We start from the raw sequence: 24,431 nt of genomic DNA, 5'->3' as shown, positions 1-24,431 counted from the left end.
GTCGCCGCCTGGTACGGCCGCCGGGACCTTGCCGTGACCGGCCCCACCCGGACGGCGTGGGAGTACGGTCCGCCCGCGCCCCGGGCCGTACCGTCGACGCTCACCCGTACGACCGGCCCTGCCGCACCACCATCGGAGCCGGGCGCCGAGGAAAGGAACGAACCATGGGACGAGTGACCGCGCGGCGGCGTGTCCTGCGCATCAGGGAGGGCCGGCCATCCCACCGCCCCGACACCCTCGCCGCCGAGGAGCCGATGGAGATCCGGGTCGGCGGCCGCCCACTGACCGTGACCATGCGCACCCCAGGCAACGACTTCGACCTCGCGGCCGGGTTCCTGGTGAGCGAGGGCGTCGTACACGCCGCGGCCGACGTGGCCGGCATCCGCTACTGCGCGGGCGCGACGGCCGACGGCGGAAACACGTACAACGTGGTGGACGTCGGTCTCGCACCCGGCGTGAGCCCCCCGGACGCGTCGCTGGAACGAAACTTCTACACCACGTCGTCGTGCGGTCTGTGCGGCAAGGCGAGTCTGGACGCGGTCCGCACCACCGCCGCGTGGTCCGTGGCCGAGGACTCCCTGCACGTCGGCCAGGAGCTGCTGACCTCGCTGCCGGACAAGCTGCGGGCGGCCCAACGGGTGTTCGACAGCACCGGCGGCCTGCACGCGGCGGGGTTGTTCGGCGCGGACGGCGAGCTGCTGTGCCTGCGCGAGGACGTAGGCCGGCACAACGCCGTGGACAAGGTGGTCGGGCACGCCCTGAGGAAGGGGCTGCTGCCGCTGCGTGGCACGGTCCTCATGGTCAGCGGCCGGGCCTCGTTCGAACTGGTGCAGAAGGCGGTGATGGCCGGCATCCCGATGCTGGCCGCGGTCTCCGCGCCCTCGTCGCTCGCCGTGGACCTCGCGGCGGAGACCGGGTTGACGCTGGTCGGCTTCCTGCGAGGCGCATCGATGAACGTCTACACAGGTGAGGAACGGCTCGCACCCCTGGCCGTCCCGTGACCGGCCCGCCTTCGCTGCGTCCGGGACGACACGAGTACCGCGGACTGGCGTTCCGGCCCGCGGTCGGGTAGACCCGTGAGGTGCTGTTTCGCCAACTCGAATACCTGGTCTCCCTCGCGCGGGAGCGTCACTTCGCCCGCGCCGCCCAGTCCTGTCACGTTTCCCAGCCCGCGCTTTCGGAGGCGATCCGCAAGCTCGAGGACGAGCTCGACGTCTCCCTCGTGCGACGCGGCCGCACGTACGAGGGGCTGACGCCCGAGGGCGAGCGCATCGTGATGTGGGCGCAGCGCATCCTGGCCGACCGCGACGCCCTCAGAGGCGAGGTAGCGGCCCTGCGGACCGGACTGAGCGGGAGGCTCCGGATCGGCGCGATTCCGACCGCTTCCGGCGCCGTCGCTTTGCTGACCAGCCCGTTCTGCGCACAGCATCCACTCGTCACCGTCGAAGTGACAGCCGACCTGAGGTCCGAGGACATCGTCCGGCAACTGCGGAACTTCGAGATCGACGCGGGGGTGACCTATCTGCACCACCTGCCAGAAGGTATCCAAGCGGTGCCGCTGTACGAGGAGCGGTACGTGCTGCTCGTCGACCACACCACCGCCGGAAGTCTCGACTTGCGGACCGAGGCAACATGGGCGGAAGCGTCGCAGCTACCGCTGTGTCTGCTGGCCGGCCAGATGCAGGGGCGCCAGGTGCTGGAGGCCGTGTTCGCCGAGGCAGGACTGAACCCCTCACCACGGGTCGAGACCGATTCGGTCGCCGCACTGTTCGCCCACGTCCGGGCAGGCCAGTGGGCAACCATCGTTCCGTACACATGGCTCAACGTCTTCGGAGTACCGAACGGCATGAGGGCGGTGCCGATGGCTCATCCCTCCCCGGTGGCACCGGTCGGACTCGCCACCCTCACACGCGAGCCGGGCTCCGCCATGGCACGGGCGCTCACAGAACTGGCGGACAGTCCGGATATCGCCGCTGCTTTCCGGCACATGTCCACAAGCACGCCCACGGGAAGTACGTAGGGATGTTCGACGTCACCTGCGGTCCGCAGCGTGTTCGCCCACAGGGTTTCAGTGGTGCGATCCTCGGCCGCCCCGGAGGACGACCGCCACGCCGGTGAGCGCGCCACGCAGGACGGTGAGGGCGCCAACCGAGGGTTCGAGGCCGAAGGCGATCGCGGCGCGGATCGACGACGGCAGCGAGGCGGAACACCGCGCCGCCGGGGCCTGCGCCGCCGCGCTCGCGTCACCGGGTGTGCGGTTCAGCGACCGCGCCGCTTCATGTAGAGGTCGAAGCCCCGGTAGATCATCGGCCGCAGCGGCAGGTCCCACTCGCCGACGTACCGTACCGCCCGGCCGCCGGTGCCGACTTTGAACCGCACAAGGCCGACATGAGGGTCGTCGGCGTCGAGGGTCGGGGTGATGCCGCGCAGGTCGTAGACGTCGCAGCCGGCCGCGAGCGCGTCGCGGATCATCGCCCACTGGCAGGCGTTGGAGCCGCGTACCTCGCGCTTGGCGGTGGCGGAGGCGCCATAGGCGTACACCGCGTGGGCCCCGACGCGGACCAGGACGGTGGCCGCGGCCAAGTCGCCTTGGTGGTGGGCGAGGTAGAGCTTGATCCGCTCGGGGTCCTCGGCGCTCAGTGTCGCGAACACGGTCTCGAAGTAGGGCAGCGGCCGGGGTGTGAAGTGGTCGCGCTCGGCGGTGTGTACGTAGAGGTCGTGAAACGCCTTCAGATCCGCCGGGCCCCCGTCGCTGACCGTGACCTCGACGCCCTCCCTGGCCGCCTTCTTGATGTTGCGGCGCCACTGCTGGTTCATGCCCCGGAGCAGCTCGTCCTCGGTCCTGCCTGCCAGCGGGACCTCGTACTTGAACTGCGGATGCCCGACCCCGAATCCGTCCTGCGGGTTCTGCGGCAGCCAGCCCGCGTCCTTGAGCCTGCTGCTCACGCGGACGCTCACCGGGTCGCCCGACTGCCTCGGCAGATCGGTCAGCCGCCGGACCCCCGGGTCGGCAATACCCTCCTTGACCTGGTCCGCGCTCCAGGTGTCCGTGACCACCGGCGGGCCGAGCCGGATCGCGAACGCGCCGTGCTCCTTCAGGTACGCCGCCAGCGGATCGAGCCACGCACCGATATCGCCGCTCCAGTCGATGACCGGGCCTTCGGGCAGATATGCCAGCGTGAAACGGTCGAGCCGCGGTACCGGGCGGTGCAGGACGAGCCCGGCACCGACCAGGCGCCCACCGGCGAACCAGCCAAGGGATTCGCTGCGCCACTCCGTCTTGACGCGGCCCCACGCCGGGGTCTGCAGAAAGCTGACTGATCGCTGGGTCTGCACGAACGCCAGATGCTCAGCGGCGCTGATCGGCCTGACCATCGGATGTCCGGCCGTGATTCGGGTGGGTGCGCTGAAAGACTTGGAGGACATGCTGCCATTCAATGCAGTGGGATGTTGTCCGGACCTATGCGGTTTTCGATACGCCGACGATACATACCCGTCCGGCGGATGCCGGCGTTCACCAGTCGATTCCGGCCGCTACCGGCCGGTGGTCACCGCTCATGGCCGGAAACAGCCACGCACTCCTCGGCTGCATGCCGCGGACCAGAATCTGGTCGATCCGCGACACCGGGAACTTCGCAGGCCGGCTGAAGCCGAGACCGTCTCCGGTTTTCGATACGCCGACGATATGGCACCGGCTCGTAGCATGGGGCCATGCGCGTGTTAGTCGTCGAAGACGAGCTCTACATGGCAGAGGCCATCCGCGATGGGCTGCGCCTGGAAGCGATCGCGGCCGACATCGCCGGTGACGGCGATACCGCTCTGGAGTTGCTGAGCACCAATGCCTACGCCATCGTCGTCCTCGACCGGGACATCCCCGGACCGAGCGGTGACGAGATAGCCAAGCACATCGTCGCCTCCGGCAGTGGCATGCCGATCCTCATGCTGACCGCTGCGGACCGTCTCGACGACAAGGCCACCGGCTTCGAGCTCGGCGCCGACGATTACCTCACCAAGCCCTTCGAGCTGCGCGAACTCGTGCTCAGACTCAGAGCACTCGACCGCAGGCGCGCCCACAACAGACCACCTGTGCGCGAGATCGCAGGCCTGTGTGTGGATCCCTTCCGCCGCGAGGTCTACCGCGAGGGCCGCTACATCGCGCTCACCAGGAAGCAGTTCGCCGTACTCGAAGTCCTCGTCGCCGCCGAAGGCGGCGTCATCAGCGCGGAAGAGCTGCTGGAGCGAGCGTGGGACGAGAACGCGGACCCGTTCACCAACGCCGTGCGCATCACGGTCTCAGCCCTGCGCAAGCGCCTTGGCGAGCCCTGGCTGATCGCCACCGTTCCCGGCGTCGGCTACCGCATCGACACGGGCGCGGACGCCGATGGCCACACAGCGCGTGGGTAGGCGTCAGGGACTGAGCGTCCGTCTCAAGCTCACCCTCAGCTACGCCGGATTCCTCGTGGTCGCGGGCGCCTTGCTGCTTGCCGCCGTGTGGGTGTTCCTGCTGAGGGGCAGGTCGAGCAGCCTCGCCGTCCCCGACAGGTCCGACTTTCTGCGGGTCTTCGACCCGACCAACTTCGGCCCGGTCGTCTTCGTCCCGGCGGGGATTTTGGTGCTGGCGTTCTTACTGGTGTTCGGCCTGGTGGGCGGGTGGCTTCTGGCCGGCCGGATGCTCACCCCGCTGATCCGCATCACCGACGCCACCCGCAGGGTGGCGAATGGGCCGCTCTTCCACCGGATAGGCCTGCCGGGCCGCCGTGACGAGTTCCGCGAACTCGCCGACTCCTTCGACATGATGCTCGCCCAACTCGAAGCCCACGTCGCCGAACAGCAGCGATTCGCGGCCAACGCCTCTCATGAACTGCGTACCCCACTGGCGGTCACGCAGGCGCTCCTCGATGTGGCCCGCGACGATCCGGACCGCGACATCGGCGAGCTTGTCGAGCGCCTGCGTGTGGTCAACACCCGGGCCATCGACCTCACCGAAGCACTGCTCCTGCTCAGCCGCGCCAACCAGCGGTCCTTCACCAGAGAACACGTCGATTTGTCCCTCATGGCGGAAGAAGCCACGGAAACGCTCCTGCCCTTGGCGGAGAAGCAAGGCATCACTATCGAGACCTCCGGCGAGATGAGCATCGCCATCGGTTCACAGGCCCTCCTACTGCAGCTGACCACGAACCTTCTGCACAACGCGATCGGCCACAACCTGCCCGACCAGGGCGTCGTATGGGTGAACACCAGCGTCCGCCCCCGCACCGTCGTGCTCACCGTCGAGAACACCGGCGAGCAGCTCACCTCGCGGCTGGTCTCGACACTCACCGAACCGTTCCAGCGCGGCACTGAACGCCTGCGCACCGGCCACGCGGGTGTCGGTCTCGGCCTGGCAATCGTCAAAAGCATCACCCAGGCGCACGACGGCACCCTCACCCTCACCCCCCGCCCCGCCGGCGGGCTGCGCGTCACGGTGGAACTGCCCGCCGCGCCGGCGCACCCGCGAACAGGCGACGCTCAAGCCGGAGTCCGGTAGGAAACTCAGCGCGGGCCGGGCCACGCCGCGGTACAGCGGACACGGCGTGATCGCTCGCCGTGACGACCCGCGCCCGAACAGCCGCAGCCGCGCCTACCCGCCGTGCCTCGGTCCCGCTACCGGCCATCGGGGCGACCGGACGCCAGCGCGGCGGCGACCTCGTCGAGGCGCGCCCCGCGGGAGGCCTTGACGAGCACCACGTCGCCGGCCGTGAGCCGACCGCGCAGCCACTCGACGGCCGCGGCGTTGTCGGCCGGCGCCACCGCCCGCTCCCCGGCGCCTTCGGCGAGCGGGCGTGAGCCGACCGCGACCACCACGTCGGCCCGGCGGGCGGCGTACTCCCCGACGGCCCGGTGTGCGGCCTCGCTGCCGTCGCCGAGTTCGAGCATCTCGCCAAGGACGGCGATACGACGCCCGCCCTCGATCGCCGCCAGCGCGTCCAGGGCGGCACGGGTCGAGTCGGGGTCGGCGTTGTAGGAGTCGTCGAGCAGCGTCACGCCGCCGGCGAGGTCGCGCAGCTCCAGGCGCCACTTCGACAGCGAGACCGTGGGAAGCGCCGCTGCGGCCGCGTCGAGGCAGACGCCGGCCGCCAGCCCCGCCGCCGTGGCAGCCGCCGCGTTGAGCGCCTGGTGGGTGCCCACGAGCGGCAGGGTGACCGGAGCCAGGGCGGTGGCGGTCCGCAGGGCGAAGGACGGCCGGGCGAGCCGGTCCAGCACCACGTCGACTACGCGCACGTCGGAGTGTTCCGCGTGGCCGAAGGTCAGCACCGCGCGGTCGGTGAGCGCTCGCATCGCGACCACCCGGGGATCGTCGGCGCCCAGGACCGCGGTGCCGCCGGGCGCCAGACCCCGCACCAGCTCGCCCTTGGCCCGGGCGATCGCCCCGCGCGACCCGAGATAGCCGAGGTGGGCCTGGCCGACGTTGAGGACCACACCGATGTCGGGCGCGACCAGGCCGGTGAGCTTGGTGATGTCGCCGATGCGGCGCACTCCCATCTCGAGGACGAGGAAGCGGGTGGCCGCGCTGGTACGCAGCATGGTGAGCGGCACGCCGAGCTCGTTGTTGAGCGAGCCGGTGGTGGCGATCGTCGGCGCGACGCTCGACAGGATGGCCGCCAGCAGGTCCTTGGTGCTGGTCTTGCCACGGGACCCGGTCACCCCGACCACCGTCAGGCCGTCGCGCAGCCGTGCCACGACGTGGGCGGCGAGCGCCTGCAACGCGGCTTCGGCGTCCTCGACGACGACGGTCGGCAGTGCCGTGGGCCGGGAGCCGAGCGAAGCCACCGCGCCGGCCCGGCCTGCCTGGTCGGCGTAGTCGTGGCCGTCGGTGTGTTCGCCGGCCAAGGCGACGAAGAGGCCGCCCGGTTCGGCCTGCCGGCCGTCGAGCACGGCCGGCGCGGTCACCGTCACGGAGTCGTCGCCCTGGACCCTGCCGCCGACCACTGCGGCTATTTCGCCGAGGCTGAGGGGGATCATGCCCGGACCGCGCAAGGATCGATGAGGTGGAGGAGGACGGAGGCTGGTTCGCTGGTACGCATACCCTCCAGCCAAAAGAGCGCGATGTTGCCGGGGTGTATACGGTTTCCGATACGCCGACGATACGTTGTCGGTCGGGCCCCGCCGTCTTCGCCCGCGGGGGCGTGCACCCGTCCTTGACTGTCAAGACGAGCATCGTCGCGCGCTTGCGGCGGTCGGCATATCGTCGGCGTATCAAAAAACGCATACGCTCCGGCAACACCACGTTCTCTTGTCTAGAAGACATGAGTTCGAACGGATCAACGCGAGCGGCGGTGCACCGCACCCGAGCGCCGGCGTCGTCCTCCCGGGCCGTCTCGACAACGGGAATCACAGTCTACGGATGCGAACCGGATGAGGCCCTTCTCTTCCGGGAAATGGCGCCGCGCTTCGGCGTGCTGCCCACCGTCACGAAAGAGGCGGTGTCCGAAGCCAATAGCGGCCTGGCGGCCGGGAACCGGTGCGTCAGCATCGGCCACAAGACACGCGTCACCCGTGCCACGCTCAGCGCACTGAGCCGGGCCGGCGTGAAGTACCTCTCCACCCGAAGCGTCGGATGCAACCACATCGACGTGAGCTACGCGGAGAGTGTCGGTATCTCCATCGGAAACGTGGCGTATTCGCCCGACAGCGTTGCCGACTACACGCTGATGCTGATGCTGATGGCCGTGCGCCACGCGAAGGACACCGTCCGCCGCACCGATGCCCGTGACTACCGGCTCAGTGAGATACGCGGCAAGGAGTTACGCGACCTGACCGTCGGAGTGGTCGGCACGGGGCGTATCGGCACCGCGGTCATCGACCGGCTGCGAGGCTTCGGCTGCCGCGTGCTGTCCTGTGACAACCGCCCTGCCACCGCCGCCGGTCACCTGTCGATCGACGAGTTGCTCCGGCACAGCGACATCGTCACGCTCCACACCCCGCTCAACGCGGGAACCCGCCATCTGCTCGATCGCCGGCGTATCGAGCAGATGAAACACGGCGCGTTCATCGTCAACACCGGACGCGGGCCGCTCATCGACACCGAAGCCCTTCTGTGGGCATTGGAGAGCGGCAGGCTGGGCGGCGCGGCGCTGGACGTCATCGACGGCGAAGAAGGAATCTTCTACACCGACTGCCGGAACAAGCCCATCGACAACCGTCAGCTGTTGCTCCTGCAGGAGCTGCCGAATGTGTTCATCAGCCCGCACACGGCCTATTACACCGATCACGCGCTGAGCGACATCATCAGCAACACCCTCGTCAACTGCCTCGACTTCGAAAGCGGGAAAGCATGGACAAGTTGAAGATCGGCATCATCTTCGGAGGTTGTTCCGAAGAACACCCCGTCTCCGTCAAGTCCGCTCGGGAGGTCGCGAAGAACCTCGACTCCGAAAAGTACGAGTCGTACTGGATCGGCATCACGCAGTCCGGTGTCTGGAATCTCTGTGAATCCCCCGGCGAGGATGGGGAGAACAGCGGCACCCGTCCGGTCGTACTGTCACCCGATCGAAGCGTCCACGGACTTCTCGTCCTGGAACAGGGACGATTCGAAGTGATCCGCCTGGACCTCGTGCTGCCCGTCCTGCACGGCACGCTCGGCGAAGACGGTGCGATCCAGGGGCTGTTGGAGCTCTCCGGAATTCCCTATGCCGGCTGCGACATCCAGAGCTCCGCCATATGCATGGACAAGGCTCTGACCTACGCCATCGTCAAGAGCGCGGGAATCGCCACGCCGAATTTCCGGGTGGTCGCGGCGGACGAGAAGGTCGACGCCGGTCGGCTTCCCTATCCCGTCTTCGTGAAGCCGGCCCGTTCGGGCTCGTCCTTCGGCGTCAGCAAGGTCGTCGGAGAAGAGGACCTGCCGAGTGCGCTGGAGGCCGCACGACAGTACGACTCGAAGGTCCTGATCGAAGAGGCCGTGTCCGGGAGTGAGATCGGCTGCGCGATCCTGGGGGACCCGTCCGCCCCGATCGCGGGCGAGGTGGACCGCGTGGACCTCTCGCACGGGTTCTTCAGGATCCACCAGGAGGACTCGCCCGAGACCGGTTCGGAGAACTCGACGTTCATCGTTCCCGCCGACATCTCCGAGGAATCGCGCCGGCTTGTCCAGGAGAGCGCCAAGGCCATCTACCGCGCACTGGGCTGCCAGGGGCTCGCCCGCGTGGACATGTTCCTCAAGGACGACGGCCAGGTGGTGCTCAACGAGGTCAACACCCTTCCCGGCATGACCTCCTACAGCCGCTACCCCCGCATGATGGCCGCCGCGGGCATGCCGCTCTCCGGCGTGATCGACCGGCTCGTGTCGGTGACACTGCACCAAAAAAGGCGATGAACGACGACTTCGTCTACCTGGACGAACTGGTTCCCGGGATCCGGTGGGATGCCAAGTACGCCACCTCGGACAACTTCACCGGAAAGCCGGTGGACGGATATCTGACACATCGGATAGTCGGCACGAGGGCTTTGTGCGCGGCCCTGGGGCGTGCGCAAGAAGAGGCCGCGCCCCTCGGCTTCGGCCTGCTCGTCTGGGACGGATACCGTCCGCAACGCGCCGTCGACTGCTTCCGTCGCTGGTCGGAACAGCCGGAGGACGGCCGGAGAAAGCGGCGCCACTACCCCGACATCGACAGAGCCGAGCTCTTCGACAGGGGGTACGTGGCCGCCAAGTCGGGCCACAGTCGCGGCAGTACCGTCGACTTGACGCTCTACAGCCTCGCGACCGGAGAAGACGTCTGCATGGGCGGCGGCTACGACCTCATGGACCCGATCTCACATCATGGAGCAAGAGGAATAACGCCCACCGCAGCGAAGAACCGCGAGCACCTCTGCTCCATCATGGAGAAATGCGGATTTGCCCGCTACGCCTTCGAATGGTGGCACTACACGCTGAGAAGCGAGCCCTATCCAGATGTCTATTTCGACTTTCCCGTCACCTGACGGAAGCCTGCCGTACGTCTCACAGTGGGGAAGCCTGGGCCGGAACGACGAGGTCGTCATACGGCGTGCCGCCCCATCGAGGCTGGACGTCTTCCTGGGACGCACCGACCCCTCGCAACTGCACGACTGGGCCTCCGACGGATACCACTCGGGCGAGGAATACCTCTTCTGGTCCCGCAAAATCTGCGGCCTGGCATGCCTGCAGTCCCTGCTCCACGGCTGGACGGACGTCCGGCTGCCGATGCGTCGACTCCTGTCGCAGGCCCTCGGCTGGGGCTGCTACGTGGTGGAACCCCAAGGCGGGGTCCAGGGACTGATCTACAGGCCGTTCATGGCCTGGGTCGGCTCGCAATTCGGTCTCGAATGCGAACTGGTCGAGAACACGCCGATCCAGGAATCCGCCCGCGCGGTACGCCCCGGGACAGCCCTGATCGCTTCGGTGTCCCCTGAGATTCGCGACCCCGGCACCCACGAACCGCGACGGGGAGGGCATCTCGTGCTGATCCACGAGGTCCATGGCGAGACGGTACGGTTCCACAATCCGTCGGGCTACTCCCACAACGCGGACTCCGCATCGCTGCCCATGCACGTATTCGAGCGCTTCCACGCGGGACGAGGAATCCTGGTCAGCGCGACACCCTGAGGCCGGGCAAGCCGGCACCGCGCGCCACCGAGCGCGCGATCGAAGGTTCGCCGAGTCGGCATCGGCCCGCGTCAAGGCGCGCCGCTAGGGCCACCCGTCGGGCGCGCGTGCTTCCTCCCCGCACACAGAGTGCGGGAGGAAGCTCCTCATTGCGCAAGACCATCGTGAGGGGAGATAAGGGCCCCGAGGCCGCCGGAGCGGCGGGCGAGCTGCGAGACGCACGAGGCGGACGCCTTGGAGGAGAGCACCATGACGACCAGGGCCGCGAAGCGAGGCAGTAAAGCGAGGAGCAGGCGCACCACGTAGCGGCGCCTGACGTACTTCCTCGCTCTCTCCACGCCGAACTCCTCGCTGCCCTGTTCAGCATCGGCTGGATCGCCCTCATGTGAAGCAGCCACATCCAGTGGACCGCCTGCCCGGCTGGTCTCGCGCGCCGTCGCCGAACGGTCGCATCCCTTCTGAACGCGTACCGGGTGACTCGATCGTGTTCTTCATCGCCCCGTCGCCGACGCGGCAGCGCCTTCGATGAGGTCCGCCGCCTTGCGTAGGCCGTCTCGGCGACGGATCTCCTCCCCCACGCCCGCCAGCCGATCCTTCAGCGCGTTGTCCGCGAGCAGCCACTCCAGCGTCCCCTTCAGTTCCCCGTCCGTGAAGCGGTAAGTGTCCAGCCGGACGCCGAACCCCAGCTCGTCCATCCGCTGGGCGTTGTCGTACTGGTCCCAGAACAGTGGCAGCAGCACCATCGGCTTGCCGAAGTGCAGGGCCTCGGTCGTCGTGTTGTTGCCGCCGTGTGTGATGACGAGATCGACACGTGGCAGGATCGACGTCTGCGGCAGGAATTCCGCGCCCCACATGTTCGGCGGGAGATCGATCTCCTCGTGCAGCGGGCCCTTGGACACGATGTAGCGGTGCGGGGTCCCGGCCAGCACGCCGATGACACGCCGCATCAGCCCCAGGTCCGCAGAGCCGAGTGATCCCAGCGAGAAGTAGATCAACGCGCCGTCGCCGTCGCGCAGGGCCGCCGGCAGTTCGAACTTCTCGTCCGTCTCCCGGACCGAGGAGTCCAGCCGGTGCCAGGCCGGGTCGAGCGTGCGCTCGTAGTCCGCGGCTTCCGGGTAGACGTAGAGATTCGTCCCGCCTTGATGGATGAAGTCCAGCTCGGGCAGGGCCGGGGCTCCCTGCTCCACCACCCACGCGTTGAACTCCTCCCAGAGCGCACGGTGCGATCGGTCGTACTCCTCCCGGAATTCCGCCCAGCCGGTGCGGTCCGCCGACGGATGACCGGAGAAGACCGGGGGCACGTCGTCCGTCCTCAGCTCAAGGGGGTTGCAGGACATGATGCGGACGAACGGTTTGCCCGCGGTCACCAGGGCGGGGAAGCAGACGACGTTGTCCTCGACGATCACATCGGGCCGGACCCGCTCGATGATCTGCCGCAGTTGCGGCTCGCAGTACTTGACGCCGGCGATGAGCTCCTCCCAGACGGGCTTGACCCAGGTCGCCAGCTGCTCGATGGTCGGCTTGCGGAAATCCGGGGCGGTGTCCCGGACGAAGTCCTTCCAGAACTGGCCCGCCTCCTGCTTTCCTTCCGGAGTGGGCGCGAGGTCGACCAGGTCCTCCTCGAAGCCGAGCGCCGTGAGCTTGCCCTTCCAGGAGGCCTCGGCGGCGAAGACGACACGATGGCCGCGGCGGCGCAGGACATCGCCGATGCCGACGCAGTTGTTGGTGGGCCCGTACGCGCTCTCCGGTACGAACAGCACGGTGAACCGGCGCTCTGTCATGGTGCTTCCCCCTCGGTCGGGCCGACAGGTATGCCGGCGGGAATACGGACGGCGGCCTCCGGAGGCCAGGAAAGAGAGACCCGCTCGCCGGACACGACACGGGACGGGCCCTGGACGGCGACGAGTACCGGTCGGTCCAGGGCCGGGACACGCACGGCGAGGTGTGACGTGCCGCCGTGGAAGCTGACGTCGACGACCGTGCCCGTGAGCCGGACGCCCTCGCCACCTCCGTCCCGGTCCCCGTCGCCGTCGTCCTCGCCGTCGTCGTCCCCGATACGGATGCGTTCCGGACGTACCGCCGTGATGCCGTCCGGCCCCGGAAAGAGGTTGTTCGCGCCGACGAAGCCCGCGACGAAGGCGGTACACGGCCGTTCGTACAGGGCCACCGGTGCGTCCGTCTGTTCGATGCGGCCCGCGTTCATCACGGCGATCCGGTCGGCGAGCGACATCGCCTCCTCCTGGTCGTGCGTCACCACGAGGAATGTGATGCCGACCTCGTCCTGAAGCCGCTTCAACTCCAGCTGCATCTTGAGCCGCACCTGCTTGTCGAGCGCGGACAGCGGCTCGTCGAGCAGCAGCAGACGGGGCCGCTTCACGATCGCCCGGGCGAGCGCGACGCGCTGGCGCTGTCCGCCGGAGAGCTGGTGCGGCCCGCGGCGGGCGTGCGCGGTCAGGCCGACCGTGGCGAGTGCCGCGTCGACCCGTTCCCGTATCTCAGCGCGCGGAAGCCGCTCCCGCTCAAGCCCGTACGCCACGTTCCGCTCTACCGACATGTGCGGGAAGATCGCGAACGACTGGAACATCAAATTGACGGGACGCCGGTGCGGCGGCACTCTCAACAGGTCCTCTCCGTCGAGCGTGACCTCGCCCGCGTCCGGAGTCTCGAATCCGGCGAGGATACGCAGCAGGGTCGTCTTGCCGCAGCCGCTCGGCCCGAGCAGGGCACAGAACTCCCCCTCGCCGATGTCCAGCGAGACGTCGTCCAGCGCCGTGGTCCCTCCGAAGCGGTGGCTGACCCCCTTGATCTCGATCATTCGATGGCCTCCGAAGCGCGTGCGGTGGTCGTACGGGTGAGCCGCTGCGCGGCGACGACGGCGGTGAAGCTGGCCGTCAGCAGCAGTGTCGCGAGCGCGTTGATCTCCGGGGTGACGCCGAAGCGGACCATCGAGTACACGACGACCGGGAGCGTCGGTTCGGTCGGAGCGGCCGTGAAGTAGGCGATGACGAACTCGTCGACGGAGAGCGTGAAGGCGAGCAGGGCCCCGGCGGCGATGCCCGGGGCGAGGGACGGCAGGGTGATACGGACGAATGTCGTCAGCGGCGGCGCGCCCAGGTCCCGGGACGCTTCCTCGAGCGAGGGATCGGTGTGTGCCAGCCGGGCCCGCACGAGCGCGGCGACAAAGGCGATGCCGAAGACGGTGTGCGCGAGCAGCACGCTGTGCAGGCCGAGGGTGAGCCGAACGGCGGCGTAGAAGACGAGCAGGCCGATGGCGAGCAGCAGATCGGGGACGACAGCGGGGAGCAGGGTCACCGCGTCCAGCAGCCGTGAGCGGGTGCCACGGCCCGTGCCGATCGCGAGCAGGGTGCCGAGGACGGTGGACAGCGCCGCGGACCCGGCCGCGACGATCAGTGTGTTGACGAGCCCGCGCAGGACCTCGTCGTCTCCCGCCAACTCGCCGTACCAGCGCAGGCTGAACCCTTCGAAGGCGTACGGGGAGCCACCCGCGCTGAACGACATGGTGACGAGGACGACGACGGGCGCGTAGAGGAAGACGTACGTCAGCCAGAACGGAAGGAGTGTCGCCGGCCTGTTGCGGGGGCGGGTCATCGGCTCGCGTACCTCCTCGCCGTCCACGCACGCGCGAAGAGCAGCAGCATCAGCACGGTCAGCAGCGCGAGGGCGAGCGCCGAGCCGAAGGGCCAGTCGCGGGCCTTGAGGAACTGGTCGCGGATGAGGTTGCCGGCCATCACCGACCTTCCCCCACCGAGCAGTTCGGGGACGACGAAGTTGCCGAAGCTCGGTACGAAGACGAAGAGGCACCCGGTGAGGACCCCGGGGAGGGTGAGGGGAAGCGTCACCGTACGGAAGACGGCCCACGGCCCACCACCCAGGTTCGCGGCGGCCTCGCGCAGCCGCGGGTCGAGCCGTGCGAGGGACGCGTACAGAGGGAGGATCATCAGCGGCAGATACGCGTACAGCAATCCGATGACGACGGCGGCATCGGTGTACAGGACCTTCACCGGGCCGAGGCCGATCGCCCGCAGCGTCTTGTTGAGCCAGCCGGGGCCGCTCAGCAGCACGATCCATGCGTAGACGCGGATGAGGAAGCTGGTCCAGTAGGGCAGGACGACGGCGATCAGGGCGATCGTCTGCCGACGGCGCGGGAGGCCGGCGATCACGTACGCCGTCGGATAGCCGACGAGGAGGGCGAGGACGGTGGTGAGGGTGGCGATCCAGGTGGAGTGGAGGAAGACGTCGGCGTAGAGCGGGTCGGCGAGGCGGGTGAGGTTCTCGATGGTCGGCTCGTACACGACGCCGCCGAAGCGGCCGCGCCGGAGGAAGGCGTAACTCAGCACCAGGCTCAGGGGGACGGCCATGAGGACGGTCAGATACGTCAGGCCGGGCCCGGTCAGCGGCCACCGCTTCATGAGCCGGCGGCTACCTCGGTCGCCAGGCGGGTGTACTTCGTGGCCGCCTCGCCGACATCGATGACGGACTCGTTCCTGAGCAGCTCGTCCGGTGGCATGCGCAGCGGTGCGTTCGCTTCGAGCACCTTCGGGTCCAGCTGCGCCATGGCGGCCTGGTTGGGCACCTTGTAGAGGATGTTCTCGGCTGCCCAACTGTGGATCTCCGGGGCGAGGATGTAGTTGACGAGTGCGTGCGCGGCCTCCTTGTTCCTGGAGGACTTCAGTACGACCATCGTGTCCACCCAGAGGTCGCTGCCCTCCTTCGGGACGGTGAACTCGATCTTCGGGTTCTCGGTCGGGCACCAGCCGTCCCATGCCTCCGCCATCGCCGACTCGCCCTTGACGAGCCTGTCCCCGAAAGTGGTGTCGTCGTAGGCGAGCAGGTTTCTCTTGGCGTCGAGGAGCAGAGTGCGGGCGGCGGCGAGTTCCCGGTCGCTGGTGGTGTTGACGGAGTGGCCGAGCGCCTTGAGTGCCGGGAGGGCCAGCCAGCGCTCGGTGGTCATCATGGTGACCTTCCCCTTCAGCGCGGGCGGAGGTTTGAGGAGGTCGTTCCAGCTGGTCGGGGGCCCTTCCACGAGGTCGGTGCGGTAGCAGATCCCGGTCGTCCCCCAGGTGTAGGGGACGGAGAAGGTGTTGCCCTTGTCGTAGGCGAGCCGCCGGGCCTCGGGGTAGAGGTTCTTGAGGTTCGGGATCAGGTCCGCGTGGACGGGCTCGAGCAGTCCGGCCGCGTTCAGTGCCTGGGCGTACTGGCCGGAGACGAAGGCGACATCGATACCGCTGTCGTTCCCTGCCGCGCCGCCGCCCGTGAGCTTGGCCATGATCTCTTCGTTGGTGGCGTGGTGCGCGATCTTCACCGGCACGCCCAGGTCCCTCTCGACGCGCTCGGGGAGGTCCTCGGGGCTGTAACCGTCCCAGATGGAGACCGTGAGGGACTGCTTGGTGATGTCGGCCTTCGGATCGAGTGTTGCCGGGCCGCTGCTCCGTGTGTCTCCTTCTCCGCAGCCGGTGAGCAGCAACAGGGCGAGACCTACAGCAGCCGCCCCCTTCACACGCGCGCCTCTCACGCCACAACTCCCCTATTTCAGCGATCAGTTGGTGCGCGAGTCTCGCATCACGCCGCCGGTTCCACAATGGGGCGTGATCAGGCACGACGGAACCGTTCCCGCCTGTGATGATCGTGAAGTGGTCGCTTGACAGCCGAGCCACTCCACGCCGATCCGACTCCGGGTCGCACCCGGGGCCGGTGGCTGCGCCCCTGCCGCGCCAAGGGAATCGGCCGACATCGCCCCCGGTCCGCCCCGCTGCGGCAACAACCTTTCCGACCACCGGTCACATGGACGCCCCCGGAACGGATCGCCGGCGGCCAAGATGCCGCTTCGCGGCAGCCCCGGGCGGCCACTCCGCTTCGATGGGCCGGCGGGACACTCGGCGTCGGGGTGCGCGCCCGGCGGTGGACCGGCGAGGCCGCGGCGACGTCCGCCCTGACGGGGTTCCGGCTGCCGAGCACGACGGTCGCTCCGGTTGCCGACAACTGCTCGGCGACGAAGTACCCGATGCCGGCGTTGCCGCCGGTGACGCGAGTGGTGTGGCGCGGCGCGTGATGCCTATGCGTACACCGCATCCGGCACGCTCCCGAAGCCCGCTTGGGTCCGGTGTCTTGTCGTAGACCTCGGGGGGCGTCGAGACTTGTTCCGGCGGCTCTTTGGACACGGGGGACAGGGTGAAACCATTAGCGGACGCCGATCCGGTGACGGTCGGAAGGTATCGGACGATCGCGGAGCTCGGCCAAGGCGGCATGGGCCGGGTTCTGTTGAGCAGCGCGCCCGATGGACAGTTGGTCGCGCTGAAGCAGGTGCGGACGCAGTTCGTCGAGGACGACGGCTTCCGGGCGCGCTTCCGCAGGGAGGTGGAGGCCTCCCGAAAGGTCTCCGGGCAGTACACATCCACGATCATCGACGCGGACGCCGACGCCCCCGAGCCATGGCTGACCTCTGTGTTCGTCCCCGGGCTCTCCCTTCAGCAGGTCGTGGCGGCCGTCGGGGCGCTGCCCGAGGAGTCGGTGCTGAGGATGGCCCGGGGACTGGCCTCGGCGCTGGCCGCCATCCACCGGACCGGTCTGGTGCACCGGGATCTGAAGCCGTCCAACGTCCTGCTGGCCGTCGACGGACCCCGGGTGATCGACTTCGGTATCGCCAGGGCGGCCGACAGCGAGGACGGCAGCACGCTGACCACCACCAGCCTGCTGGTCGGCTCACCCGGGTTCATGTCCCCGGAACAGGCCCGGGGCGAGCCGGTGGAGGCGGCCAGCGACATCTTCTCGCTCGGGGCGGTGCTGTTCATGGCGTGCACCGGGGAGGGACCGTTCGTCGGCCCCGCCCTGCCGCAGACCCTGTTCAACATCGTCCACACCGAGCCCGACCTCGGCAGGCTCCCGGCGAGGATCCGCCCGATCGCGGCCGGCTGTCTGGCCAAGGACCCCGCCGACCGGCCGAGCGCGGACCAGCTCCTGGAAGACATCGGCCGGCTCACGCCCGCGGCGCGCCCCTGGCCTCTGGAGGTGCATGAGCTGATCGCCGAGCAGCAGGCGGAAATCGACCGGCTGCGGGAGGAGCTGGGGCGGCGGCCGGTCGTTCCGAAGCCCGCCGCGGTGGTCGTCGACAAGCCGCCGTCGCCTCCGGGCCCTCCGGCGACGCCGATGAATCCGGCGCAGCCGGTGCCCCCGTCCGTACCGGACCGGCGCAGGCGTCCGGTCGGCGCGGGGATCGCCCTCGGCCTGGTGGCGGCCGTCGGCGTCGTCCTCTTCGTGTCCGGCCCCGATGGCGGGACCGGCGTCATCACCGACCCCGAAGTCACAGCCACGGCGGCCCCGCAGCCGACCGACGCCCCGCCCGCCGAACCCACCGTCGGACCGGCCACCGAGGCGCCCCCGCGGACCACGCCCGCGCCGACCCCGCCGGTCGAGAGCTCCCCTGCGACAAAACCCTCCAGGCGGCCACCCGCGAGCGAACCCCCGCGGCAGAGCACCCGGCCCGCCTCGATCGCGGACTGCGCCGGGACGTACCTGGCCAGACCCGAGTCGTTCATCCTCCACTGCGGAGACGGGAACGGCCGGCTCTCGGGACTCGTCTGGACGGACTGGGGGGAGCCCACCGCCCAGGCCAGGGGACAGGAGTTGGTGGCCATCTGCGAGCCCAACTGTGCCAACGGGAGAATGGTCCGCCATCCGGCCACGGTGATCCTCTCGGGACTGGTCGGCGGGCGGTACACGATCATGCGGGTGGACACCCCGCGGTCCCCCTATGGGCCGATCGCCCTGTACTCGCTCGAAGAGCGGGGGCCGACGCAGAGGAGTTGACGGAGACGACACCGGCGCAAAGCGCTCAGACGCCCCACGCGGTGAACGCGGCCCAATGGAGCGGTGCGGCGAAAGGCCGTTCGCCGGGCGTGAGCCGGGCGGTGTACGGGTCGGTCAGGGCCGCCAGACACGGCCGGGAGGCGGTGTACCGCGCGAGCTCCTCCCCGGTGAGTTCGCGCAGCCATCCGCGTGCCTGCCGCAGGGCCGACACCGGGGAGAACTCCTTTCGGCCGGGCGCGGGTGCGACGAGCTCGTAGAAGTACGTCATGAGCAGCGCGGTCACCATGTCGTTCACCTGCCACAGGCCGGCCACCACGCACGCCGCCCCGGTCTGCAGGAAGCCGGCCGCGAGCCCGCGGAACTCGTCCGGCGCCTCCACCATCGCGTAGCGTCCCGACTGACACGCGCCGGCCACGGCCAGCCGGCAGGCGGACAGCCGCCGGTGGAGCAGGGTGTCCATGTCCAGGCTCCCGTCGGCCAGGGCGAGGGTGCCGCCCGCCCCGTCGAACCCGCCGCTGCCGTGGCAGCCGAAGTGCAGGTACGAGGCCTCGGCGAGGTGGCCGAGCACCCAGTCCACGGTCGCCGCGGAGCCCACCGCACACCGACTGTCCCCGAACAGACCGCGAATCTGGGCGAGTTCGGCCTGGCTGCCGGGGAGTGAGCCGTCGGGGTCGGCCACGGCCACCAGCCGGGGCACGGCCCGGGGCGGCCGGCCGGCCGCGGCGCGGCACGCCGCGTACACCGCGGCGGACGGGGAGACGGTCAGGGTGCCGAGGTCGTCGAGTACGCCGTCCTCCCCGAGCGGTACGGCGTGCAGCGGCACCACGCCCAAAAGCCCCGTCGGGACGACGACGGCCGCGTTCTCCGGGTCGTCTGCCAGCAGCCGCGCCACCGGCCGCAGCAGCGGCGCGAGGGCGGCGAGCCGGTCAAGGGCGCGAGGGAGCTGACGTCTGCGCCGGAGCACTCCGCCCTCCTGCGCCAGGAGCAGCCCCGGGGCGGGGTCGGGGTCGGCCGGATCCACGAGCAGGAGGTGGACGAGGGACTCGCTGCTCACGTCCGGCACCGGGACGGCCCGCACGGCGGTCCGCACGTCCGCCGTCGTGCCCGCCGCCGCGTCCGCTGTCGTGCCCGTTGTACGGGGCAGCGCGAGGACGTAGCTGCCCCAGGGCGCGTTCACCAGGTAGGCCAGTGGGCTGCCGCCCGCCGCCCGGACGATGTCCGCCAACTCGTCAGCACGCAGGAAGCGTTCGAAGCCGGGAATCGCGCGGATCTCCTCGACGGCCGCGCGCACGGCGCGTTCGGCGTCGGCCTCCTCGCGCGCCGCGAGGACGGGGACGCCGGTCGCCGCCCGGGGTTCCGCGCCGACCGTGGAGCGGTAGCGGGCCAGTGCCTGCCGGTAGCGGAGGGCGGTGGCAGGGTCGGTCCGTTCCAGGACGTCGAGGTCCTGCGTGCCCCGGCCGGCCGTGACCGAGAGTTCGCAGGCCAGTCCGCGTTCCATGGCTTCGACCGCGCGTTCCGGATGGCCCGCCCTGGCCAGCAGATAGGCAGCCTGCCGGGCGATCCGGGTGACCTGGGCGAGGACGCTTCTGCGTCCGGCGCCGGTGACCTGGGCGTCGTACAGCGCGTTCACGGCGGTCAGCATGTCCGACGCGACATCGGCCGCCTCGTTCCACCGTCCCGCGGAGGTGTGGGTGTGGAGCAGTTCCCGGGCGATGCCGAGGTGCCGGGAGGGGGACACCGCAGCTGGTGTCGCCGCCAGGGCGGTGCGGCGCAGCCGCTCGCTCCCGGCGCTGTCCGCGCCCTCCAGGTGGTCGTTGGCCCGAGCCAGCAGCCAGGTGATGTGACCGGTGTCGAGGAAGCCGGGGCGCGCGGCGGCGAGGTCCAGGGCGGCGGTCGCCGCCTCGCGCGCGCCGTGCGCGTCGACGGGATCGCGGGACAGCAGCAGGTCGGCCAGATTGCACTGGATACGGGACCACAGCGTCGCGTCGTCACGGAGGCCGAGGTGCCGCAGGGCCTCCCGGTAACACCGCTCCGCCTGTCGCAGGTCCTGCGTTTCGGCCCGGCGGTACAGCAGCAGGCCGAGGTTGAGCATCGAGTAGGCCCAGTCGACCCGGTTCCACTCGGGGGAGCGTTTCTCCAGCCCGGCCCGGACGTGTTCGATCCCGAGGGTGAGGTCATCGGGGCCCCGGCCAGGTCGTTCCGACAGGTGCAATCCGTAGTTGGTCTGGACCCGGGCCCAGACCTCGGGGTGCTCACGGTGGTCCAGTGCGCTCGCGCGCGCCAGCAGGCCGCGTACCGTCTCCCAGGTCTCCAGCCGGTCGCCGTCATCGCGCAGGCCGTGTGCGACGGCGAGGTTGTTCGCGACCTCCACCCACTGCAGGGTGCCTTCGGGGAGCCGGCGCAGTGCCCGTTCGAGGACCTGGACGGCCTCGGCCGGATCGGGCTCCCGCCCGCTCTGGACGGCCAGTACCAACTGCCTGCCGAGCCGTGCGGCAAGCTCGGTCTCCACGTCCTCCTCGCCCAGGTCGGCGGCGAGCGCCAGCGCCTCCCGGGCCACGGGGACGATCTCCGGCCCGTCGTGGTTCCGTACCTTGAGGCACATCACGCGCAGCCGTGACCGCAGGCCGCCGCCCAGGGCGGCCCACGCCTCGGCGCAGTGGCGGATCGCGACCGCCGTGGGCGTGTGGCCGTCGCACAGCTCGTCCAGGAGCCGCTGGCGGATACGCAGGGGCTCTTCGAGCGGTGTGCCCTCGGCCGCGCGGAGTTCCGTGCGCCCCGCGTCGCGCATGCGGGTCCCGTCCGTCAGTTCCGGGTGGGCGCGGACGAGTTCGGGAAGGTCGCCGGGCAGGCAGCCCAGCGTCGCGGCCAGGAGCTCCGCGATCCGGGTGTCCTCGCGTTCCCCTTCGAGGACACGGAGGAAGACCCGGTAGTTCGCAACCGTCGGAGCTCTCCCTCGGGCCGCAACTCCCGGCATGCTGCCTCGGGGTCCGTCAGATCCCGTTCGAGGTCGCGGGCCAGGACGTACGGGAGCAGCCGGCGCGGCAGCGGGATCACCTGCCCGAGGAAGACGCGGCCCACGAAGGCCCCGGCTCGGCCGGCCTGCTCCAGGAGGGACGGCGCGGACGGCGGCGCGCCGTGCTGAAGTTCGGCGACGGACACCGCGAGCAGCAGAGGTGCCACCCGGCCCGGGCGCAGGACCAGCAGCGGCGCCTCGATGTGCGTTCTCGTGCCGCAGACGGGGCAGTCCAGCCAGGAGACGCCCGGAGCGGGGGACGTCAGGACGTCGGCCCGCTCACGTGCGTCGATGATCCGCCAGGCGGATGCCGTGCGCTCCCGTCCACAGGGTTCGCAGTGCCATGTGTACGGCACCCTCGCCGAGATCGTCACCCCGTACCCCCTCCTCTCCGCTCCCCTCCGGATCAGGTGGCTACTTACCGCCGGTGATCTGCGACAGCAGGGCCGTCAGGACCCGCCCGAGGGAGGAGTCCCGCATAGCCCGTTTGCGGATGGCCAGGCTCCACTTGCCTTCCGCGTCCCGCTTCGCGGTCACCTCGGTCTGCAGAAAGGTGATGGCGAGCGCGGCGACCGAGAGCGTGACGGGGTCGAACCGGTCCATGGGCGACCGTGCGTACGCGACGGCCTCGCCGACAGTCTCCGCCAGCTCCTCGCTCGTGGTCACCGCGTAGGCCAGTACGCGACGGGCCAACTCGCCCTGAGATGCGGCCAGTGGATCGGAATGCGCGTAGTGCTCCAGCTCCGCGGCGGCCACCTCGATTTTCAGCTCGCCGCCCTCCGAAGCCATGTCGCGCGCGGCGGGAAGCAGCCCACGGTCCTCCGCCAGCGCGGTCAGCGCGCGGACGGCCTCGTCGTCGGAGAGCGTGCGGATGGACCGCTCCAGATCAGTTCGACTCGACATGTCCGCAATTCTGGCGCGGGCCAGGGAAGTGCGGGGGAGATTACGCAAGTTGAATGTGGCGGAGCGGTGATCTGCCCTTCCAGGCACAGGTCGTCACGCGGACGCTCGCGAGCAATTGACGAGGATCCTGGGCGTAGGGCTGCCGGCGGCCGGCCGCCCGCGCACCCGGCCTGGCGCGGTGGCCTCCGACAATGCCTACTCCTCCAGAGCCAACCGCGCCTGTCTGCACAGACGCGCAATCGTCTCTGTCATCCCGGAGAAGAACGATCAGGCCGCGTTCCAGGAAACGGCGCCGCCAGGTGCGGACCGTGTCCGCAGTGATCCGCAACCGGCGGGACACCTCCATGATCGAGTGCCCCTCGGCGCACTCCAGCACGATCCGTGACCCGCTGGCCCAGAGCCTGGGCCGTCGACCGCCGACGCACCCACCCCTCCAGGACAGCCCGCTGGGCATCAGTCACCGACGAGGTCCACACCGTCCTTGACCTTGACGGCCTCCAGTGGGCCGCCGCCGCGGCACCGCCGCCCCCGGATTAAGGTGGGCCGACCCCGGACCCGGGGCCGGAGCATCAGATGAGGTGGGGAAATGGCGAAGCATCGGCTGTCCAAGAGAGGCCGCTACATAGCCCTGGCGACCACGGGTGTCGCCGTCGTCGCCGGCGCCGGTGTCGCGGCGCAGACCTCGATGGCCGCCACCACGTGGCCGGCGCAGAAGACCTACACGGGCCGGGCGTTCGACGCCTGCACGGCGCCCTCGCTCAGCGCGATGACGGCGTGGAAGAAGGACGGCTACTACAGCGGTGCCGCCGTCTACATCGGCGGCAAGAACCGCGGCTGCGCCCAGCCCAACCTCACCAAGCCCTGGGTGAAGTCGGTCGACACGCTCGGCTGGAAGGTCATCCCCCTGTACGTCGGCGCGCAGCCGCCGTGCCAGCAGAGCGGGAACAAGGAGAGGTTCACCGCGGCCACCGCGGCCTCGGTCGGTGCCGCCAACGCCAACGACGCGGTCGCGAAGGCGGCGGCGCTCGGCATCAAGGCGGGCAGCCCGATCTACCTCAACATGGAGTCGTACGACACCACGAACAAGGCCTGCAACGACGCCACCCTCGCCTACGTGCGGTCCTTCACCAAGACTCTGCGCGCCAAGACCTACCGCGCCGGCCTCTACGGCTTCAGCACCTCCAGCGCCAAGGCCATCGCCACCGCCAAGGACCGCACGGACCTCCCCGGCAACCTCTGGTACGCCCTGTGGAACGGCCAGGAGACCACCACCAAGGACTGGCCCTGGGACCCGAAGCTGTACACCGACCACAGCCGCGGCCACCAGTTCAAGGCCAACAGCAAGGAGACCCGCGGCGGTTACACCATCAACGTCGACCGCAACGCGTGGGACGCGCCGGTCGCCATCGTCGGCTGACGACGGGACCAGGGCCTCGGCCGGGTCACGGTGACCGCCGCCGCGCGGACAAGCGCGGGGCAAGCGAAGGGCAGGCATCGCGGTGGGCGCTGGATCCGGTGCGCTCCGGGACCCGGCATTCTCGGTAGCGTGACGACCTGCCGCATGGAATGTCCATGGGTCCGGCCGGGCCGTACGGCGGCATCCGACAAAGAGTGATGAGGCTGCGATGAGTGAACCGACGAAGCCCGAGGTCGACGTTCCGGAGGGGGACGCTCCCACCGAGCTGACCATCCGGGACCTGATCGTCGGGGACGGGGCCGAGGTGAAGCCCGGCATGGTGGTCAGGGTCCACTACGTCGGCGTGACCTTCGAGTCCGGGAAGGAATTCGACGCCTCCTGGGACCGGGGCCGGCCCTACAAGTTCGCCCTGGGCGGCGGCAAGGTCATCAAGGGCTGGGACCGGGGAGTGCGGGGAATGAGGGTCGGCGGCCGGCGCGAGATCGTCGTTCCCCCGCGTCTCGGCTACGGCAACCAGTCGCCCTCGCCGCTGATCCCGCCGGACTCGACCCTGGTCTTCGTGGTGGACCTGCTGGACTCGTATTCCAGCACGACCGGGTGGAGCAACTCCTAGCGAACCCGGCTTCTCCTCCCCCGCGACGTGCCGCGCCGCCCTCTCCGTGTGACGGAAG

Annotated in this window: 22 protein-coding genes and 1 pseudogene; 11 read left to right on the top strand and 12 right to left on the bottom strand. The window is 69.7% G+C overall.

Annotated elements, in window-relative coordinates; all coding sequences use genetic code 11:
- Positions 1–164: 164 nt before the first annotated feature.
- Positions 165–1,001 (top strand): formate dehydrogenase accessory sulfurtransferase FdhD, encoded by an 837-nt coding sequence (fdhD, locus tag ACGFRB_RS24175; protein ID WP_393245836.1) that lies wholly within the window; start codon positions 165–167, stop codon positions 999–1,001.
- 80 nt (positions 1,002–1,081) lie between these two features.
- Positions 1,082–2,020 (top strand): LysR family transcriptional regulator, encoded by a 939-nt coding sequence (locus ACGFRB_RS24170; RefSeq protein ID WP_393245834.1) that lies wholly within the window; start codon positions 1,082–1,084, stop codon positions 2,018–2,020.
- Between the two features lie 239 nt (positions 2,021–2,259).
- On the opposite strand, the gene ACGFRB_RS24165 is transcribed toward ACGFRB_RS24170, so the two are convergent.
- A complete protein-coding gene (locus ACGFRB_RS24165) occupies positions 2,260–3,426 on the bottom strand; it encodes a lipid II:glycine glycyltransferase FemX (RefSeq protein ID WP_393245832.1) in 1,167 nt (388 codons plus the stop codon).
- 285 nt (positions 3,427–3,711) lie between these two features.
- On the opposite strand from ACGFRB_RS24165, the gene ACGFRB_RS24160 reads away from it, so the two are divergent.
- Together ACGFRB_RS24160 and ACGFRB_RS24155 are read left to right on the top strand one after the other, a co-directional pair.
- The gene (locus ACGFRB_RS24160; RefSeq protein ID WP_393245830.1) at positions 3,712–4,404 is read left to right on the top strand and encodes a response regulator transcription factor; all 693 of its coding nucleotides are present in this window, start codon (positions 3,712–3,714) and stop codon (positions 4,402–4,404) included.
- Positions 4,397–5,527 carry a HAMP domain-containing sensor histidine kinase gene (locus ACGFRB_RS24155; protein ID WP_363012392.1) on the top strand — a complete coding sequence of 377 codons (1,131 nt, stop codon included), beginning with the start codon at positions 4,397–4,399 and terminating at the stop codon, positions 5,525–5,527. The genes ACGFRB_RS24160 and ACGFRB_RS24155 overlap by 8 nt, the downstream gene beginning before the upstream one ends.
- Before the next feature lie 116 nt (positions 5,528–5,643).
- Here the strand turns inward: ACGFRB_RS24155 and murF are convergent, their stop codons facing one another.
- Positions 5,644–7,002 (bottom strand): UDP-N-acetylmuramoyl-tripeptide--D-alanyl-D-alanine ligase, encoded by a 1,359-nt coding sequence (gene murF / locus ACGFRB_RS24150; protein WP_393245829.1) that lies wholly within the window; start codon positions 7,000–7,002, stop codon positions 5,644–5,646.
- Positions 7,003–7,286: 284 nt separating this feature from the next.
- Here murF and ACGFRB_RS24145 point away from each other — a divergent pair, with 284 nt between their 5' ends.
- From ACGFRB_RS24145 to ACGFRB_RS24130, 4 genes are read left to right on the top strand one after another with little or no spacing between them, the layout of a single operon-like run.
- A complete protein-coding gene (locus tag ACGFRB_RS24145) occupies positions 7,287–8,327 on the top strand; it encodes a D-isomer specific 2-hydroxyacid dehydrogenase family protein (RefSeq protein WP_393245994.1) in 1,041 nt (346 codons plus the stop codon).
- Positions 8,315–9,355, top strand: a complete 1,041-nt coding sequence (gene vanA / locus ACGFRB_RS24140; protein ID WP_393245827.1) for a D-alanine--(R)-lactate ligase — start codon at positions 8,315–8,317, stop codon at positions 9,353–9,355. Before ACGFRB_RS24145 ends, vanA begins: the two co-directional genes overlap by 13 nt.
- Positions 9,352–9,960, top strand: a complete 609-nt coding sequence (vanX, locus tag ACGFRB_RS24135) for a D-Ala-D-Ala dipeptidase VanX (protein ID WP_393245825.1) — start codon at positions 9,352–9,354, stop codon at positions 9,958–9,960. Before vanA ends, vanX begins: the two co-directional genes overlap by 4 nt.
- Positions 9,932–10,603, top strand: coding sequence for a hypothetical protein (locus ACGFRB_RS24130; RefSeq protein WP_393245823.1), 672 nt, complete (start codon positions 9,932–9,934; stop codon positions 10,601–10,603). The genes vanX and ACGFRB_RS24130 overlap by 29 nt, the downstream gene beginning before the upstream one ends.
- A 491-nt stretch (positions 10,604–11,094) precedes the next feature.
- Here ACGFRB_RS24130 and ACGFRB_RS24125 read toward each other — a convergent pair whose 3' ends face one another.
- The 6 genes and pseudogenes from ACGFRB_RS24125 to ACGFRB_RS24100 form a co-directional block, all read right to left on the bottom strand.
- A complete protein-coding gene (locus tag ACGFRB_RS24125) occupies positions 11,095–12,384 on the bottom strand; it encodes a glycosyltransferase (RefSeq protein WP_393245821.1) in 1,290 nt (429 codons plus the stop codon).
- Complete coding sequence (locus ACGFRB_RS24120; RefSeq protein ID WP_393245820.1) at positions 12,381–13,418, bottom strand: ABC transporter ATP-binding protein; 1,038 nt, start codon at positions 13,416–13,418, stop codon at positions 12,381–12,383. The genes ACGFRB_RS24125 and ACGFRB_RS24120 overlap by 4 nt, the downstream gene beginning before the upstream one ends.
- Positions 13,415–14,212, bottom strand: a complete 798-nt coding sequence (locus ACGFRB_RS24115) for an ABC transporter permease (protein ID WP_393245818.1) — start codon at positions 14,210–14,212, stop codon at positions 13,415–13,417. The genes ACGFRB_RS24120 and ACGFRB_RS24115 overlap by 4 nt, the downstream gene beginning before the upstream one ends.
- Positions 14,209–15,033, bottom strand: a complete 825-nt coding sequence (locus ACGFRB_RS24110) for an ABC transporter permease (RefSeq protein WP_393245816.1) — start codon at positions 15,031–15,033, stop codon at positions 14,209–14,211. Before ACGFRB_RS24110 ends, ACGFRB_RS24115 begins: the two co-directional genes overlap by 4 nt.
- Entirely contained in the window at positions 15,030–16,136 is a 1,107-nt protein-coding gene (locus ACGFRB_RS24105) for a spermidine/putrescine ABC transporter substrate-binding protein (protein WP_393245814.1), read from the bottom strand. The genes ACGFRB_RS24110 and ACGFRB_RS24105 overlap by 4 nt, the downstream gene beginning before the upstream one ends.
- 368 nt (positions 16,137–16,504) lie before the next feature.
- Positions 16,505–16,693 (bottom strand): annotated as a pseudogene (locus tag ACGFRB_RS24100) (hypothetical protein); the annotation flags it as partial.
- A gap of 126 nt (positions 16,694–16,819) precedes the next feature.
- Here ACGFRB_RS24100 and ACGFRB_RS24095 point away from each other — a divergent pair.
- The gene (locus ACGFRB_RS24095) at positions 16,820–18,427 is read left to right on the top strand and encodes a protein kinase (RefSeq protein ID WP_393245812.1); all 1,608 of its coding nucleotides are present in this window, start codon (positions 16,820–16,822) and stop codon (positions 18,425–18,427) included.
- Between the two features lie 25 nt (positions 18,428–18,452).
- Here the strand turns inward: ACGFRB_RS24095 and ACGFRB_RS24090 are convergent, their stop codons facing one another.
- The 4 genes from ACGFRB_RS24090 to ACGFRB_RS24075 all read right to left on the bottom strand — a co-directional run bounded on the left by ACGFRB_RS24090 (position 18,453) and on the right by ACGFRB_RS24075 (position 22,689).
- Complete coding sequence (locus ACGFRB_RS24090) at positions 18,453–19,925, bottom strand: CHAT domain-containing protein (protein ID WP_393245992.1); 1,473 nt, start codon at positions 19,923–19,925, stop codon at positions 18,453–18,455.
- A gap of 1,304 nt (positions 19,926–21,229) precedes the next feature.
- Entirely contained in the window at positions 21,230–21,814 is a 585-nt protein-coding gene (locus tag ACGFRB_RS24085) for a hypothetical protein (RefSeq protein WP_393245810.1), read from the bottom strand.
- A gap of 40 nt (positions 21,815–21,854) precedes the next feature.
- Positions 21,855–22,343, bottom strand: a complete 489-nt coding sequence (locus tag ACGFRB_RS24080) for a hypothetical protein (RefSeq protein ID WP_393245808.1) — start codon at positions 22,341–22,343, stop codon at positions 21,855–21,857.
- 40 nt (positions 22,344–22,383) lie between these two features.
- Positions 22,384–22,689 (bottom strand): hypothetical protein, encoded by a 306-nt coding sequence (locus tag ACGFRB_RS24075; RefSeq protein ID WP_393245806.1) that lies wholly within the window; start codon positions 22,687–22,689, stop codon positions 22,384–22,386.
- Between the two features lie 240 nt (positions 22,690–22,929).
- Here ACGFRB_RS24075 and ACGFRB_RS24070 point away from each other — a divergent pair, with 240 nt between their 5' ends.
- Positions 22,930–23,760, top strand: coding sequence for a glycoside hydrolase domain-containing protein (locus ACGFRB_RS24070; protein WP_393245804.1), 831 nt, complete (start codon positions 22,930–22,932; stop codon positions 23,758–23,760).
- Positions 23,761–23,968: 208 nt separating this feature from the next.
- Positions 23,969–24,373, top strand: a complete 405-nt coding sequence (locus ACGFRB_RS24065; protein ID WP_393245802.1) for an FKBP-type peptidyl-prolyl cis-trans isomerase — start codon at positions 23,969–23,971, stop codon at positions 24,371–24,373.
- Positions 24,374–24,431: the final 58 nt, after the last annotated feature.

Source organism: Streptomyces sp. NPDC048718, from assembly GCF_043198875.1.
Taxonomy (GTDB): Bacteria; Actinomycetota; Actinomycetes; order Streptomycetales; family Streptomycetaceae; genus Streptomyces.
Note: the sequence above shows the minus strand (reverse complement) of the source record. Positions and strands in the feature narration are given on the sequence as shown.

Excerpts from the sequence above, each read along its gene's own strand:
- fdhD (WP_393245836.1), top strand. The coding sequence starts at position 165 with ATGGGACGAGTGACCGCGCGGCGGCGTGTCCTGCGCATCAGGGAGGGC.
- ACGFRB_RS24165 (WP_393245832.1), bottom strand. The coding sequence starts at position 3,426 with ATGTCCTCCAAGTCTTTCAGCGCACCCACCCGAATCACGGCCGGACAT.
- ACGFRB_RS24160 (WP_393245830.1), top strand. The coding sequence starts at position 3,712 with ATGCGCGTGTTAGTCGTCGAAGACGAGCTCTACATGGCAGAGGCCATC.
- murF (WP_393245829.1), bottom strand. The coding sequence starts at position 7,002 with ATGATCCCCCTCAGCCTCGGCGAAATAGCCGCAGTGGTCGGCGGCAGG.
- ACGFRB_RS24145 (WP_393245994.1), top strand. The coding sequence starts at position 7,287 with ATGAGTTCGAACGGATCAACGCGAGCGGCGGTGCACCGCACCCGAGCG.
- vanA (WP_393245827.1), top strand. The coding sequence starts at position 8,315 with ATGGACAAGTTGAAGATCGGCATCATCTTCGGAGGTTGTTCCGAAGAA.
- vanX (WP_393245825.1), top strand. The coding sequence starts at position 9,352 with ATGAACGACGACTTCGTCTACCTGGACGAACTGGTTCCCGGGATCCGG.
- ACGFRB_RS24130 (WP_393245823.1), top strand. The coding sequence starts at position 9,932 with ATGTCTATTTCGACTTTCCCGTCACCTGACGGAAGCCTGCCGTACGTC.
- ACGFRB_RS24125 (WP_393245821.1), bottom strand. The coding sequence starts at position 12,384 with ATGACAGAGCGCCGGTTCACCGTGCTGTTCGTACCGGAGAGCGCGTAC.
- ACGFRB_RS24120 (WP_393245820.1), bottom strand. The coding sequence starts at position 13,418 with ATGATCGAGATCAAGGGGGTCAGCCACCGCTTCGGAGGGACCACGGCG.
- ACGFRB_RS24115 (WP_393245818.1), bottom strand. The coding sequence starts at position 14,212 with ATGACCCGCCCCCGCAACAGGCCGGCGACACTCCTTCCGTTCTGGCTG.
- ACGFRB_RS24110 (WP_393245816.1), bottom strand. The coding sequence starts at position 15,033 with ATGAAGCGGTGGCCGCTGACCGGGCCCGGCCTGACGTATCTGACCGTC.
- ACGFRB_RS24090 (WP_393245992.1), bottom strand. The coding sequence starts at position 19,925 with ATGGAACGCGGACTGGCCTGCGAACTCTCGGTCACGGCCGGCCGGGGC.
- ACGFRB_RS24080 (WP_393245808.1), bottom strand. The coding sequence starts at position 22,343 with ATGTCGAGTCGAACTGATCTGGAGCGGTCCATCCGCACGCTCTCCGAC.
- ACGFRB_RS24075 (WP_393245806.1), bottom strand. The coding sequence starts at position 22,689 with ATGGAGGTGTCCCGCCGGTTGCGGATCACTGCGGACACGGTCCGCACC.
- ACGFRB_RS24070 (WP_393245804.1), top strand. The coding sequence starts at position 22,930 with ATGGCGAAGCATCGGCTGTCCAAGAGAGGCCGCTACATAGCCCTGGCG.
- ACGFRB_RS24065 (WP_393245802.1), top strand. The coding sequence starts at position 23,969 with ATGAGTGAACCGACGAAGCCCGAGGTCGACGTTCCGGAGGGGGACGCT.